Source organism: Psychrobacter sp. LV10R520-6, from assembly GCF_900182925.1.
GTDB lineage: Bacteria > Pseudomonadota > Gammaproteobacteria > Pseudomonadales > Moraxellaceae > Psychrobacter.
In genome coordinates, this window is the sequence record NZ_LT900024.1 from 548,256 (window position 1) to 563,007 (window position 14,752).

The 14,752-nt window shown below is 43.4% G+C and carries 10 protein-coding genes; 7 read left to right on the top strand and 3 right to left on the bottom strand.

Annotated elements, in window-relative coordinates:
- Nucleotides 1–239 precede the first annotated feature (239 nt).
- The 5 genes from bamA to U1P77_RS02430 all read left to right on the top strand — a co-directional run bounded on the left by bamA (nucleotide 240) and on the right by U1P77_RS02430 (nucleotide 7,121).
- On the top strand, nucleotides 240–2,666 hold the full coding sequence (gene bamA, locus U1P77_RS02410; RefSeq protein ID WP_321155829.1) for an outer membrane protein assembly factor BamA: 2,427 nt from the start codon (nucleotides 240–242) through the stop codon (nucleotides 2,664–2,666).
- A gap of 110 nt (nucleotides 2,667–2,776) precedes the next feature.
- Entirely contained in the window at nucleotides 2,777–3,793 is a 1,017-nt protein-coding gene (lpxD, locus tag U1P77_RS02415; RefSeq protein ID WP_321155830.1) for a UDP-3-O-(3-hydroxymyristoyl)glucosamine N-acyltransferase, read from the top strand.
- Between the two features lie 176 nt (nucleotides 3,794–3,969).
- Nucleotides 3,970–4,479, top strand: a complete 510-nt coding sequence (gene fabZ, locus U1P77_RS02420) for a 3-hydroxyacyl-ACP dehydratase FabZ (protein ID WP_321155831.1) — start codon at nucleotides 3,970–3,972, stop codon at nucleotides 4,477–4,479.
- Between the two features lie 236 nt (nucleotides 4,480–4,715).
- Complete coding sequence (gene lpxA, locus U1P77_RS02425; RefSeq protein WP_321155832.1) at nucleotides 4,716–5,495, top strand: acyl-ACP--UDP-N-acetylglucosamine O-acyltransferase; 780 nt, start codon at nucleotides 4,716–4,718, stop codon at nucleotides 5,493–5,495.
- Nucleotides 5,496–5,768: 273 nt separating this feature from the next.
- Nucleotides 5,769–7,121, top strand: a complete 1,353-nt coding sequence (locus U1P77_RS02430) for a sodium-dependent transporter (RefSeq protein ID WP_321155833.1) — start codon at nucleotides 5,769–5,771, stop codon at nucleotides 7,119–7,121.
- Between the two features lie 201 nt (nucleotides 7,122–7,322).
- Here U1P77_RS02430 and tgt read toward each other — a convergent pair whose 3' ends face one another.
- Nucleotides 7,323–8,474: a tRNA guanosine(34) transglycosylase Tgt gene (gene tgt, locus U1P77_RS02435; protein ID WP_321155834.1), complete on the bottom strand. Its 1,152-nt coding sequence runs from the start codon at nucleotides 8,472–8,474 to the stop codon at nucleotides 7,323–7,325.
- Between the two features lie 432 nt (nucleotides 8,475–8,906).
- Here tgt and U1P77_RS02440 point away from each other — a divergent pair, with 432 nt between their 5' ends.
- Nucleotides 8,907–9,575 (top strand): SOUL family heme-binding protein, encoded by a 669-nt coding sequence (locus tag U1P77_RS02440; protein ID WP_321155835.1) that lies wholly within the window; start codon nucleotides 8,907–8,909, stop codon nucleotides 9,573–9,575.
- A gap of 424 nt (nucleotides 9,576–9,999) precedes the next feature.
- Here the strand turns inward: U1P77_RS02440 and asd are convergent, their stop codons facing one another.
- Nucleotides 10,000–11,145 carry an aspartate-semialdehyde dehydrogenase gene (gene asd / locus U1P77_RS02445; RefSeq protein ID WP_321155836.1) on the bottom strand — a complete coding sequence of 382 codons (1,146 nt, stop codon included), beginning with the start codon at nucleotides 11,143–11,145 and terminating at the stop codon, nucleotides 10,000–10,002.
- 397 nt (nucleotides 11,146–11,542) lie between these two features.
- On the opposite strand from asd, the gene U1P77_RS02450 reads away from it, so the two are divergent.
- Nucleotides 11,543–12,661, top strand: coding sequence for an endonuclease/exonuclease/phosphatase family protein (locus tag U1P77_RS02450; RefSeq protein WP_321155837.1), 1,119 nt, complete (start codon nucleotides 11,543–11,545; stop codon nucleotides 12,659–12,661).
- A gap of 597 nt (nucleotides 12,662–13,258) precedes the next feature.
- On the opposite strand, the gene U1P77_RS02455 is transcribed toward U1P77_RS02450, so the two are convergent.
- A complete protein-coding gene (locus U1P77_RS02455) occupies nucleotides 13,259–14,662 on the bottom strand; it encodes a peptidylprolyl isomerase (protein WP_321155838.1) in 1,404 nt (467 codons plus the stop codon).
- Nucleotides 14,663–14,752: the final 90 nt, after the last annotated feature.

The following is a 14,752-nucleotide window of genomic DNA, read 5'->3' on the forward strand; positions in this document are numbered from 1 at the left end:
GTCTAACAGAGTAAGATGTGATGCACTAACGTCTACAAGGTGCTAGCGTTCTGATTATGTAGGTAATACGCTGGTGTGACTACTATACTAATGGCAATTTTTAGTTTATTTTATGATACGTTTTATATAAAGTGTCTTGAGTCTCCCATGACTGAGTCAAAGACTTCTCAATAATCGGGCTAGACAACCAGTACTTTTTACCTTAACTTAAGCAAGTTTTTTATTGACGGATAGTGTTTATGCGTACGCCTTTATTTATGAGCGCGGCTGGGTTGCCATTAGTGGTAGCGATGATGAGTGTGTCGGCACAGGCCGCAGACTTTGTGGTAACCGATATTGGCTTTACTGGTCTACAACGCCTAACCGCGGATAGTCTTTATCCGGTCTTGCCTGTTTCGGTAGGTGATACGGTTACTGATAGCAATCTGGCGGCCAGTATTAAAGCACTGTATGCCACCGACAATTTTGCCAATATCCAAAGCCGTGTTGAAGGCAATCAGCTGCGTTTTGAGGTCGTTGAACGTCCGATTATTGCCGAAGTGAACTTTGATGGCAATAAACTCATCCCTAAAGAAGGGCTTGAGGAAGGGCTAAAAAACGCCGGTTTATCAGTTGGGGATTTGCTTAAGCAGTCGACGCTACAAGGCGTGGCCAATGAGCTACAGCAGCAATATATCAGCCAAGGCTATTATAATAGTGATATCGAAGTTGACCAAACGGTGCTTGATGGTAACCGGGTCAAATTAGACGTGCGCTTCGTCGAAGGCAAGCCAGCAAAAGTGGTCGATATTAATATTATCGGCAATAAGCATTTTAGCGATTCTGAGATTAAGGACGTATTTGCTGTAAAAGAATCCTCATGGACTCGTCTGTTGTCTAAGTCTGATCGTTATGCCAAAGAAAAGCTGGCCGCCAGTTTAGAGAACTTAAAAGCGCTATACCAGAATGATGGTTACGTGCGCTTTGTTGTTGATAACGCTGTACTTAATATCAGTGAAGATAAGCGCAGTGTCTTTATTGAAATCAGTCTAAATGAAGGTGAACAATATCAATTCGGTGAAGTCAATTTCTTAGGTCAGCCAACATTTGATATTAATGAGCTAACAGAGCTGGTCACTTTTGCGCCAAATGAGCAGTATTCACAAGCCAAGCTTGATGCCACGACCGCAGAGCTCAAAAGCCGTTATGGTAATGAAGGTTACTATTTAGCTCAAGTTCGCCCAGTACCGCGCATTAACGATGATACTAAAGTGGTTAATGTTGATTACTATATCGATCCTGCACGACCTATCTATGTACGCCGTATTAACTTTAATGGTAATTTAGGTACCCAAGACGAAGTGCTACGCCGTGAGATGCGTCAATTAGAAGGCGCACTTGCTTCTAGTGAGAAGATCCAACTGTCACGCACACGTTTGATGCGCACAGGGTTTTTTAAAGGCGTTAACGTAGATGTCAAGCCCGTACCCAACCAACCCGATCAAGTCGATATCAATTATACCGTTGAAGAGCAACCCTCTGGTAGCTCAACCATCGCTGCGGGTTACTCACAAAGCGGCGGTGTTACCTTTCAGTTAGACCTTACTCAAAACAACTTTATGGGTACCGGTAACCGGGTCAAAGCGGCGTTATCACGTTCAGAGACCCGTGATTCTTATAGCTTAGGTTATACAGATCCGTACTTCACTGAAAATGGGGTATCGCAAGGTATCAGTGCTTATTACCGTGAAACCAAATACGATGATAGAAACGTCAGTAACTATGTGACTGACTCCTACGGTGGTACGCTGAACTACAGCTATCCGGTTGATGAGACCAAACGCGTTAGTGCGGGTCTCAATATTGACCAAACCTCAGTTCGTGGTGGTAGTCGGCTAGGGGTATCCAACGTTCAGCAGCTAATTGATGATGGCGGCTCATCTACTCCCTTTGACAATGGTCGTACTGGTTTTAAAAATGATTACAATACCTATAACCTACTATTTGGCTGGGATTATAGTACTTTAGACCGTCCAGTATTCCCGACCAAAGGTATGAGCCATACTGTCGATGCGACCATTGGTCTTGGTGATACCAGTTATCAGAAGCTTATATATAGTGGCAACCTGTATTATCCTATCTACAAAGATTGGGTTGCACGGGGTTATGGCAAGCTTGGCTATGGTAATGACTTGCCCTTCTATGAGAATTTTTACGCTGGGGGTTATGGTTCCGTACGCGGTTATGAGTCTTCTACGCTTGGTCCAAGATCACAAAGTTATAATGATGCAATAGATCCAGATCCTCTTGTGCGCTATAAAGACGAAGAGGTTGGTGGTAATGCGCTAGTCAGCTTTGGTACTGAGCTAATCTTGCCGATGCCATTTAAAGGGGATTGGGCCGATCAAGTGCGTCCGGTACTGTTCGCTGAAGGCGGTCAAGTATTTGATACTACTGACAAAGAAGATCGTAACTTTATTGATCCAGCTGGCAATGCTACTACCAACCCAGACGGCAGCCCTGTAAAGTTATTGACTCAGGATAATAACTTGCGCTTTAGTGCCGGTGCGGGTGTTACTTGGTATACCCCTATTGGACCTATTTCATTAAGCTATGCGGTACCGATTGGTGATAAAGAAGGCGATGAGACTGAGAAAGTTCAGTTCCAGATCGGTAGCACGTTCTAAGTTAGATTAATGATTTAGTGTTACTTCGGTTATATCATTTTAATGGGCTGCCAAGCTGAAATTTTAGCTTGGCGCTGGTGCCATTTTTATTACTCATATTAGTCTTAGCTATGATAACGATTGAGCAACTTCTCTTCCAAATTGAGCAGCGCCAGCCAGTATTGAATAAAGCTGAGCTCAGCCCTGCGCAGCTGTGTGTCAGCTTAAATGGTGTTGGTAGCTTAACTGATGCTAATGATATGCAGCTGAGTTTTTTAGCCGATCCTCATTATATATCGAGTCTGGCTAACAGTCAGGCCGGGGCCGTACTGGTCACTGAGCAATATCGCGCGCAAGTACCAGAAGCGTCTTTGGCATTGGTGGTGGCAACGCCTTATTTGGCTTATGCCAGTGGCAGTCAGCTGTTTGCACGAAGCTCATCTGCCAGCGGTATTCATCCTAGCGCAGTGATTGCTGATAGTGCGGTGATTGGTCAGGATGTTAATATTGGGCCTTTTTGTGTGATTGGTGAGCAGGTACAAATTGGCGCGCGCAGCTTTTTGAATTCTCACGTAGTTATCGAAGCGCATACCAATATCGGTACTGACTGCGTCTTTGAGTCACAAGTAGTAATAGGGCATGATTGCAGCATCGGTAGTCATGTTCGGTTGCATGCCGGAGTAAGTATAGGGAGTGAGGGCTTTGGCTTTGCGCCAACGCAGAATCCTAGTGTTCATGGCTGGGAGCGTATTGCCCAGCTTGGCCGTGTGATCATCGGTGACCATGTACGTATTGGTAGTAACACCTGTATCGACCGCGGTGCCATTGAAGATACTGTGATTGGCAACCATGTTATCATTGATAATTTGGTACAAGTGGCGCATAACGTACGTATCGGTGATGGCACCGCTATCGCTGCAAACACAGGTATTGCTGGCAGTACGACTATTGGTAAGCGTTGTATTATTGGCGGTGCTGTCGGTATTACCGGTCATGTTGAGATTACAGACGATGTTACTTTATCGGGTATGACCATGGTGACTAAATCGATTAAAACTGCCGGTTCTTACTCTTCAGGTACGGCAGCGATGCCAACAGCTAATTGGCGCCGAGCAGCCGTACGCTTTCGTCAACTTGGTCGTAACTAGTTTTATCAAGATTAGCCCTATTATAATTAGCCATATAACGATTAATGCTATGGCAAGCGAATAAAAAATGCATAAAACAAAAGGTATGTTCATAACAACATACCCTATTGGTATTAAAAACAAGCAACAGTAGCCTATAAACCAACAGCCTATAAAAATAGCAAGGAAGCGCCGTTATGAGCAGCATAGATATTGATACTTTAACCGATGAAGACCTAAAAGCCTTGTCTAAACAAGGTCTGACGTTACCGTTAACTTATGATACGCTCAAACATTATTTGCCGCATCGCTATCCTTTTATGCTGGTAGATAAAATCACGGCTTGTAAGCCTGGCGAATGTATTACTGGCATCAAGAACGTTACCATCAACGAAGAGTTCTTTAATGGACACTTTCCTGATGAGCCGATTATGCCAGGGGTATTGATGGTAGAGTCAATGGCACAAGTCTCAGGCGTACTGGGTTTTATTAGTGCGGGACTGACCGCAGAAGATGGTTATTTGTATTTGTTTGCAGGCGTTGATAAAGTTCGCTTCAAACGGCGAGTAATTCCTGGTGACCAGCTGGTTATTCGTGCAAAGACTGTTATGCAAAGGCATGGCATTTATAAGTTCGACTGTACTGTCCATGTCGAAGATGAGCTTGCTGCTAGTGCGCAAGTGATGATTGCTCGCCAAGAGCAATAAGCGTCTTATAATTGCTAGTAATGAATAACATAGTTTTTATCGCAATAACTGGATTACAATAACTGGTGATAAAAGCTAGCGCTAATTATCACTTGATATAAGAAAATAATTGATATAAACAACAATGTCATTCACATTATTAGTTATTAGATTCACTTCATTAATTGTTAGAACACTTAATCATAAGTATTTTTTTTTACCATTTACTCGCATTAGATGATACAAAGGCCCACATTATGAGTCAGATCCATCCCACAGCACTCATCTCACCGTCCGCTACGATTGATGACACCGCAACTATCGGACCTTATTGTATTGTCGGTGATGAGGTGACAATTGGCGCACATACAATTTTGCATCGGCATGTGGTAGTGACCAAGCTAACTCGTATTGGTGAACACAATCAGTTTTATCAGTTTGCTAGTATCGGTGAAGACTCGCAAGATTTGAAATATGCTGGCGAGCGTACCTGGCTTGAGATAGGCGACCATAATACTGTCCGCGAGGCTTGTAGCTTGCACCGCGGAACGGCTCAGGATAAGGGGCTGACCAAGATTGGCAGTCATAACCTGCTGATGGTAAATACCCATATTGCTCATGATTGCTTGATTGGTGATCACAATGTATTGGCTAATAATGTCGGTATTGCAGGACATGTTATTATTGGCGATCATACGATTATAGGTGGTAACTCAGGTATTCATCAGTTTTGCCGAGTTGATGACTACAGCTTAGTAGGTGGTGCCAGTTTAATTTTAAAAGATGTAGCCGCGTTTACTATGGTGTCGGGAAACCCAGCAGGTGCGCATGGTCTTAATATAGAAGGGATGCGTCGCAAGGGATGGTCTCAACCGACCATTGATATGCTACGCCGAGCTTATCGCATTATTTTTAGATCGGGTCTGACTACGGTCCAAGCACTTAGTGTTTTACAAGAAGATCTGTTACCAAAAGAGCCGAAAATCCAATTACTTATCAACTCTCTTGAGCAGAGTAAACGCGGTGTTGTCCGCTAAAAAATACTACCACTTTTCTTATGATATAAGGAAGTATGTGTTACCTTAAAAACCATAACTATTAGTTATGGTTTTTTGTCTTTATGACCACTTGACTTTTTAGACCGCTTAGCAGAGACTGATTGTCTATAAAATTGTAAACAATTCTTTCTTAATGTTGCTGGGTACGTTACGTTACATTACATATTGATAGATAGTTTGAACAATTAAATACTATTTATAATTATAAGCTACGAGTGCTAGCAACAGTGAGGCAAGTACAAGGAAGGCAAAATGGCTAATAATAAACAGGATCATGCGCAGTGGAGCTCAAGCTTTGGCTTTGTGCTTGCAGCAGTAGGGTCAGCAGTTGGTTTGGGGAATATTTGGAAGTTTCCTTACATGGTCGGGGAAAGTGGCGGTTCAGCTTTTGTTATCGCTTATTTGTTTTGTATTGCATTGGTTGGTTTTCCGGTACTGGTTGCCGAATGGTTAATCGGTCGCCGTGGGCAAAAAAACCCCATTAATACTTTCACAGATGTGGCAGCAAGCGAAGGTAAATCACGCAGCTGGGGAATTGTCGGTGTAACCGGTATTTTAGGCGGTTTCTTAATTCTATCCTTCTATAGTGTCATCGGTGGCTGGGCGCTTAATTATGTTACCAAAATCGGTACTGGTAGCTTTGTCGGACAAGATAGTGATACGGTTGGCGCCACCTTTGATGCCATGCTGGCTTCAGCCGGTACGTTAACTATTTGGCACACAGTATTTATGGCAATAACTGCGCTGATTGTCGGTATTGGTGTGACTCGCGGTATCGAAACCACGGCTAAAGTACTGATGCCACTCTTAGGCCTCATTCTATTCGTCATCGTCGGTTATAACGTAATAAATGGGGGCTTTGGTGAGGCAGTTAATTATTTATTTGCCCCTGATATGAGTAAATTAACGGGTGATGTTATGTTAGCGGCATTAGGCCATGCCTTCTTTACGCTCTCTATTGGTATGGGTATTATGGTTGCTTACGGCTCTTATTTAGACCGTGAAGTAAACCTACTCAAAACAGCACGTACAGTGGTGATTTTAGACACGGTCATTGCCCTAGCCGCTGGGTTAGCTATTTTCCCAATTATCTTTAATAATGGTCTTGATCCCGCTGCAGGTCCTGGGCTTATCTTTGTCAGCTTACCGATTGCCTTTGGTAGCATGACTGCTGGTACTCTCATCGGTACTTTGTTCTTTTTATTAATTACCTTTGCAGCATTGACCTCATCGATATCTTTACTTGAGCCAACTGTTGAGTTCTTAGAAGAGCGGACACCAATGAGTCGTACCGTATCAACCATTGTTGCTAGTACTGTCATTTGGCTATTAGGTATCGCAGCGCTATTATCATTTAATCTATGGTCTGACTTTACTATCATGGGTAACGGTATATTTGATGCGTTAGATAAAATTACTAGTAAGTTCTTATTGCCATTGACAGGTCTTGCGGGGATTATCTTCTTTGCTTGGAGAATGGATCAGCGTACCATTCAACAAGAGCTTGGCTTATCTAATGGGGCTTGGCAGATATGGCAAGTTGTCGCTAAGTTTGTCGCGCCAATCGCTATTAGCGTAGTGTTTGTTACTACGCTACTAGGTTAAAATAGCTAAGATTAGGCTAAACTATTTGTAGTGTTGAGTGGAAAAAACTGACGTTAACGATTACGCGTAATAAAAAGGGCTTAAGATTATCTTAAGCCCTTTTTGTATTTTGAAGGTTATAAAAGCGATTACTATTCTTTAGTAGTAAAGGCTAGCTTTAAAATGAGTAGTCATTAGCATAAATTAATCAGAGTAAAGTAATTAACGTAAGTTAAGCTCGGGAACCGTTTGCCCACGCTTGCTATAAAAATCACTAACAAACGCATCAAAGTTATCTTGTTCAATGGCTTCTCTGATACCTATCATCAAACGCTGGTAGTAGCGTAAGTTATGAATGGTCCCCAGCTGCGCGCCCAGCATCTCTTTGCATTTATTAAGATGATATATATAAGCGCGACTAAAATTTTGGCAAGTATAACAATCACATTCTGGGTCTAGCGGACGTTCGTCATGACGATATTGGCTATTGCGAATGCGTACTACACCGGCGTTATCTAGATTACCAGTAACAAAGTAGTGACCATTACGCGCGTTACGAGTTGGCATCACACAGTCGAACATATCCACCCCGCGTCGCACGGCCTCGACGATGTCCTCAGGCTTACCCACACCCATCAGATAGCGTGGTTTATCCGCTGGCATCGCATCTGGAATATAGTCTAAGACATCCATCATCTCGTCTTTAGGTTCACCAACAGACAGACCGCCTATCGCGTAGCCATCAAAGCCAATTTCTAATAAACCGTCAAGCGACTGCTGACGCAAATCAGCATACATACTGCCTTGGATAATACCAAATAGAGCATTGCTGCTGCCAAGGTTTTGATGCTCATTAAGACAACGCTGACCCCAGCGTAGTGATATTTCTAAAGATTTCTTTGCCTGATCGTGAGTGGCTGGATAGGGCGTACACTCATCGAATTGCATGACGATGTCTGAATTTAAACTGTATTGAATTTGCATAGACTTTTCAGGCGATAAAAATACCTTTGCGCCATCGATAGGAGATTTAAAGTGCACGCCTTCTTCGGTAATTTTACGGGTCGCGCCTAGGCTGAATACCTGAAATCCGCCCGAATCCGTTAAAATTGGCTTATCCCAATGCATAAACTTATGCAGACCACCGAACTTATCGATGACCTCAGTGCCCGGCCGCAGCCATAAATGAAAAGTATTGCCCAAGATGATATCAGCACCGATAGCCTCAATATCCCGTGGGAGCATGCCTTTGACTGTGCCATAAGTGCCAACGGGCATAAAGGCAGGGGTTTGTACCTCACCATGATTGAGATGGACCGTACCACGGCGCGCGCGCGTTTCACCGCTGGCGGTTTTATGTAGGGTAAATTGCATATGGTAATCACTATTTAAGCTATGAAAATGGCGCTAATTATAGCACTGCTAGGTATTTTTTTGGACATGGATATTAGTAGGGTAGCCCATATCAATAAAGTCTGACTTCATTCACTTTTTTATCCTATACTTAAAAGACACAGACAAACCAGTTGGTTGATTGGTAAAGTAAAGAATTGACTGCCTTGTAAGTAAAGTAGTAACTAAACCCCACTCTCAACTATCATAATTTTTGGCGTAGGCTGTGGCTTTAGCCCAGCGTTTTTGGCAAATGGTTACGATTGACTGGGCTAAAAGCGCCAGCCTACGATAGCCTATATTAAGTTGAGAGTCGCGTTAACTAACTAAGATATTAATTAACCAAAGTGTTCATTAAATTCATTATTAACTAGTTACAGTACTAAAAGCGCCATTCGAATGGAGAGACAGGCTATGAAGACCGCTATTTATCCACTGCTTGGCAGTTTATTGTTGATATCAGGAGCTGCCATGGCAACCGAAGAACCTAACTATACGATTTTGGCGCAAACCGAAGACTTTGAGCTGCGGCGCTATGATCCACAAATCGTCGCGCAAACATGGGTAACAGGTGACCAAGATGCTGCCAGTCGGCAAGGGTTTAAGACCTTAGCCGATTATATTTTTGGTAACAACACAGCAGTAAATGGTAGTAGTAGTAAAATCAGTATGACCGCACCCGTGATGATGCAGCCACAAGGTGCTAATGATGGTCCTGCTAGCAATAAAGATAACAAGTCACAAAAAATTGCGATGACCGCGCCCGTGAGTATGCAACAATCCAATGGTAAGTGGCGGGTAAAATTTATCATGCCAAGTCGTTACACCCTGCAAACGCTGCCCAAACCAAACAACCCAGACATCACGATTACAGAGCTGCCGGTTAAAACTTATGGTGTCATTAAGTTCTCGGGGTTGGCTGGCACTAAAAAGGTTGCAGAAAAGACAGAAACGCTGCGCTCATGGATGCAAAGTCAAAAATTAACTGTAACCGGTTCCCCTGAGCTGGCACGTTATAACCCACCGTGGACGTTACCGTTTATGCGTCGCAATGAGATTATGATTCCCTATCAGAAAAAGTAATGCTTTAGGTTCTTCAAGCTTGGTTTTTTAACATTTTAGCGCAGAAGTCCCCTACCTCTAAGGTAGTGGGGTGAATGGGTCTTGACAAAATCTCGCTTAGTTGCTAAATTCTACTTAAGGAACAGCATTTCAGACCTTTAGAGCAATCTAATAACATCATCGTTAGTCTGTCACCGAATTGCTTAAAAACAGCAATAATGTGAACCCTCGGTGCGAGGGGGATAGCTCGGTAAACTTGCCTAACCGCTATTGCAGAACATCGCAAATAAGTATGGGTATTACCCAAGAAACTCCTATCTCTTAGGTAGTGGGTAGTTCATTAAGTACATTGTACTAAATCATATCAGTAAAATTAGCCCACAAAAAAAAGACCGCTTAAGCGGTCTTTTTTATCTTATTGCCAATGACTACTAATACACTTCTATTAAAAATCCGCTTGGCTTTTTTGCTCGCGGATAATGTTTAGCATCCGGCGTAATGGTTCAGCAGCGCCCCATAACAGCTGATCACCAACCGTAAACGCACCTAAGTATTCACCACCCATATTTAGCTTACGCAAGCGACCGATTGCCACGGTCAATGTACCGGTGACTGCCACTGGCGTTAAGCGGTTCATGGTCGCTTCTTTGTCATCTTCGACCACATCTAGCCATTGGTTACCGCTGTTTTTCAGTGCCGCTTCAATTTCTTCTAATGGAATGTCTTTTTTAAGCTTAATGGTTAAGCCTTGCGCGTGACAGCGCATCGCACCGACGCGTACACACATACCATCAATTGCAATATTGTCTGCTCCTGAATTGCCAAGGATTTTGTTGGTTTCAACGCCGCCTTTCCATTCTTCGCGTGACTGTTTGTTTTCCAGTTGCGAGTCAATATATGGGATTAAGCTACCGGCTAATGGCACACCAAAATACTGCTTAGGAAAATCCTCTGAGCGTTGAGTCTGCGCAATCTTTTTATCAATCTCTAGTATCGCGCTGGCAGGATCAGCTAGCTCATCTTTTACCGCATCATGTAGCATTCCCATACCATTGATTAGCTCGCGCATGTTGTTCGCGCCTGAACCACTGGCTGCTTGATAGGTCATCGCGCTGACCCATTCTATCCAGCCTTTATTGAACAGCTCACCGATGGACATCAGCATCAGTGATACGGTACAGTTACCACCGATAAAGTCTTTTTTACCATTAGCAAGGGCGCTATCAATGACCTTGCGATTGACAGGATCGAGGATAATAATACTATTATCTTCCATTCGCAGCGTGCTAGCCGCATCAATCCAATAGCCGTCCCAGCCGCTATCACGTAATGGCTGATGTACTTTTTGGGTATAGTCACCACCTTGGCAGGTAATAATCACATCACAATCAGCTAACGCTTTAATATCATGAGCATTTTTTAGTGGGCTTGCGTTAATACCATCAAAACTTGGCGCATCGCCACCTGCATTACTGGTTGAAAAAAACACGGGTGTCATACCGTCGAAGTCGTTTCCTTCGCGCATACGTTGTACCAGTACCGATCCTACCATTCCGCGCCAGCCTACTAAGCCTACCGTTAAGTTACTCATTAAACCTCATCCTATTTACAATAATTTATGGCTTTGCCAACCAATAACAATGCCGTGAATGACTATAAAAAGCAAGGCGTTTTACTTAATTTTAACTGTTTTTTGAACACTATTAACTATAGCCACTATAACTTTAGGTTATTAACCAAAAGGTTGTTTATCTGGATGAAATAAGTATCGCTGATTTTAAATGCGTGCGCTATGATGGTAATTTTTTGATTATAGCTTATGATAACTAAAGGCTAGCAGTAGGCGATTGATGTGTGAAATGCTAAAGTAAGCATTGGCTGTCAAAGCAAAGCAATCATAATTTCATCATGACACTTACAATTTTATCATCACACTTGCGATTGGCTATTGGTTTGGCCATCAACTCAATAATAGGTTTATAGACCCCATGGATTTCTCCCCACTATATTATGGCGTACAGCTGCTGGCAGGGCTAATAGCTTTCATAACCATCTGGGGTTGGCTGCCACTGGATAACTGGTGGGTACGTAGCGTTGATTTCCCGCGTATACAAATTCTGGTACTCGGTATTATTGCCTGGCTTAGTATGCTGATATTTTGGTCGCAGTGGCAGTTCGGGCAGTGGTTATTATTTGTCGCCTTAAGCGTGGCATTGGCTTTTCAGCTCAGAATGGTATTGCCTTATACTAAAATATGGAAAAAAGAAGTACAAAAAGCTAAAGCTAAGCCCGAAGGCGAGGCACATCAACTTAAAATAATGGTCTCAAACGTTCTTACTCCTAATAAGCAGACGCAAGATTTGGTCGATCTGGTTAATCAAAGACAGCCTGATATTTTAATTACACTTGAGAGCGATCAAAAGTGGCAGGAGGCGCTTAGCCAAATTGAGCCAGATTACCCTCATACGGTTAAAATACCGCTAGATAACCTATATGGCATGCATCTGTATTCTAAACTTGAGCTGATAGACCCTATAGTTCATTATCTAATGATTGATGACATCCCCTCCATACATACTCAACTGCGTTTGCAAAGCGGTCGTATCATTTGGCTATATTGTCTGCATCCGATGCCACCCAGTCCGACAGAAGCGGATAAGTCGACCACCCGCGACGCTGAGCTACTTATGGTTGGAAAACATATCAAAGAGAATGATCAAACTGCGATATTGGCAGGAGATCTCAATGATGTGGCATGGTCAAAGACCACCCGCCGCTTTCAACGTATCTCAGGACTGCTAGATCCGCGCATCGGTCGACATTTTATCAATACCTTTCATGTCGATTATCCATTTTTGCGCTGGGCACTTGACCATCTCTTCCATAGTGCTTGTTTTACCGTCGTCAATATTGAGCGTTTGCCTTCTATTGGCTCTGATCATTTTCCGGTGTTGACAACCTTGCAGTATGAGCCAGAAGAAGCCGGTAAGCAGGAACAAAATGCGCCCACACCCGAATCTGAAGATATCAAAGAAGCAGAAAATAAAATCAAAGAAGGTAAGAAAGAGGGGCATGAGGTCTCAAAAGAACACACAGAAAACCAATAAAGATAGCGGCAATAATAGTGCCGAAAATGGTGATTAATATATATGGCAAGCTGGCGTAAAACCTGTAAGCAAATGCTTACGTCAAATAGGGTCTTTGGCGTCTAGTCGCAACGCATTGATTACCATACAATACCGTCATCAACACAAGGATAGGCAAGGATGCAGTGTTGAGGCAGTAGCAATACAAGCATAGGCCAAGCCAATGTCTTATAGGCTAGTGTTTACGACTTAGGATAAGTCACCAAGGAAGAGATTATAATAATAATATCACGAAGCGCCATAGCCCCGAACCCATTGCCCTAGGTTCGGGGCTTTTCTTTGTGTTTAAGTTATTGGTTGATAAGTTTAGTCACTAAATTTGTATGTCTGATACTCTCTTCAGCATTCAACTTGGAACATGACATATAACCGATCAAGAATAATGAACCAACTTTGAACTTGTTAGGGTAGCAGATATCTCTTAATATACTTGCTACTATAAGCCAGCTAACGTTTCAGCTCATTTTTACATGATAAAAAAGGGCACATGCGTTTGCATATGCCCTCATTAAATTACTACTTTAAACCAAATTAGTGTAGCGTTGTATATTCGCTATATTATTCAAGCACTTGAATATAAGCGCTGGCACGTAGCTCTTGCAACCAGTCTTCTTTGGCTTGCGGTGCTAAGCGTTGATATAGTGCTTGGCGTGCCATGTTGCGGCGATATTGATCGCTTACGTCATGCTGACGCTTACCTTCTAGTTTAAGAATATGCCAGCCAAACTGAGTTTTAAAGGGTGCAGAATAGTCACCGACAGCAGTGTTTTTCATGACCGCCTCAAATGGGCCAATCATATCTCCTTCGCTAACCCAATCAAGATCACCACCACGTCCAGCAGAACCTGGATCGTCCGAGTAAGTTGCTGCTAGACCGGAAAAATCTGCGCCTTTACGTAGCTGATCGTATAAGTCGTTGGCCTTTTGCTCAGCAAGCGCGTTTGTTTGTAACTCATCGACCTTAACTAAAATATGGCGAGTGTGCCATTGCGGTATAATCATCGTATCGCTGGCTTTTTTATTAGCAAGCTTAATGATGTCAATACCTTCAGGAGTGACTAACGGCTCGCTAACCGCACCCACATCAAGCTTGGTGATTTCGCTTGATAACTCTGTAGGTAGGGCGGCGGCTTTATGAAAGCCCATATCGCCACCTTGTAGCGGAATGGGATAGCTGCCTTGGGTGGCGGCAACGGCAGCAGCAATATCCACATTTGGCGCTAGTAGGCGGTTACGTAATACTTTTGCAACTTCGAGCGCCTCATCGCGCTGGGCTTGTGATAGTCGGCTATAATCATCCATATAAGGCACGCGCACATGAATGGTTTGATACTCGCTTTGGTTCAAGCGCTTGGCTTCAGGCGAGGCCAGAAAGGCATCAATATCTTGTTCGCTAATGCGCACAAGATTGGTAATTTGACGTTGTTGCAAAGATTGAATAGCAGAGTCTTCGATCAATTTTGAGCGTAAAGAAGCATAGCTACCGGCTTGGCTCGCATCTAAGCGCTGTTGTAGGGCAGCAAGACTATTAAGCCCTTCAGACTGAGCGATTTGGGTAAGGCGCTGATTGATAGCGGCTTCGTCAGGTTTCAGTCCGACACGGTTAACCAGTGACAGCTGTATCTCACGTAAAATTAGCGCATTCAGTACTTCAGACTGTAGCTGAGCTGAATTAGCAATCGGCTCACCTGCAGCCTGCGCCCGTGCTTGAGTTTGATTGACAGCATCAATCAGATCGCTTTTAAGAATGGCGTTATCATTGACTAGTGCGATGATACCATCAGTGCTATTAGCAGGCGTTAAACGGGCGCTGCTATTTTGGCTCACAGCCTTGGCGTCCGCTTGTACAGTTGCAGGTTTAACCGTTGCCGCTTGGGCGTTGAGGCTAAGCACAAGGCCTGCGCTCATACCCATAGAAAACAGTACAGCGCGGCCAGTCTGACGTAAAGAAAAAAATCTCATGATGCTCCTCATCAATGTCATCGCATCGGATAGTAGTTGGTCAACGGGATTCATTATAAGCTAAATAGTTATAAGTTGAATAAAGTCGTC

What these genes read in the sequence shown, in the direction of transcription:
- lpxD (WP_321155830.1), top strand. Translation starts at nt 2,777, where the DNA reads ATGATAACGATTGAGCAACTTCTCTTCCAAATTGAGCAGCGCCAGCCA.
- U1P77_RS02440 (WP_321155835.1), top strand. Translation starts at nt 8,907, where the DNA reads ATGAAGACCGCTATTTATCCACTGCTTGGCAGTTTATTGTTGATATCA.
- fabZ (WP_321155831.1), top strand. Translation starts at nt 3,970, where the DNA reads ATGAGCAGCATAGATATTGATACTTTAACCGATGAAGACCTAAAAGCC.
- U1P77_RS02450 (WP_321155837.1), top strand. Translation starts at nt 11,543, where the DNA reads ATGGATTTCTCCCCACTATATTATGGCGTACAGCTGCTGGCAGGGCTA.
- asd (WP_321155836.1), bottom strand. Translation starts at nt 11,145, where the DNA reads ATGAGTAACTTAACGGTAGGCTTAGTAGGCTGGCGCGGAATGGTAGGA.
- bamA (WP_321155829.1), top strand. Translation starts at nt 240, where the DNA reads ATGCGTACGCCTTTATTTATGAGCGCGGCTGGGTTGCCATTAGTGGTA.
- tgt (WP_321155834.1), bottom strand. Translation starts at nt 8,474, where the DNA reads ATGCAATTTACCCTACATAAAACCGCCAGCGGTGAAACGCGCGCGCGC.
- U1P77_RS02455 (WP_321155838.1), bottom strand. Translation starts at nt 14,662, where the DNA reads ATGAGATTTTTTTCTTTACGTCAGACTGGCCGCGCTGTACTGTTTTCT.
- lpxA (WP_321155832.1), top strand. Translation starts at nt 4,716, where the DNA reads ATGAGTCAGATCCATCCCACAGCACTCATCTCACCGTCCGCTACGATT.
- U1P77_RS02430 (WP_321155833.1), top strand. Translation starts at nt 5,769, where the DNA reads ATGGCTAATAATAAACAGGATCATGCGCAGTGGAGCTCAAGCTTTGGC.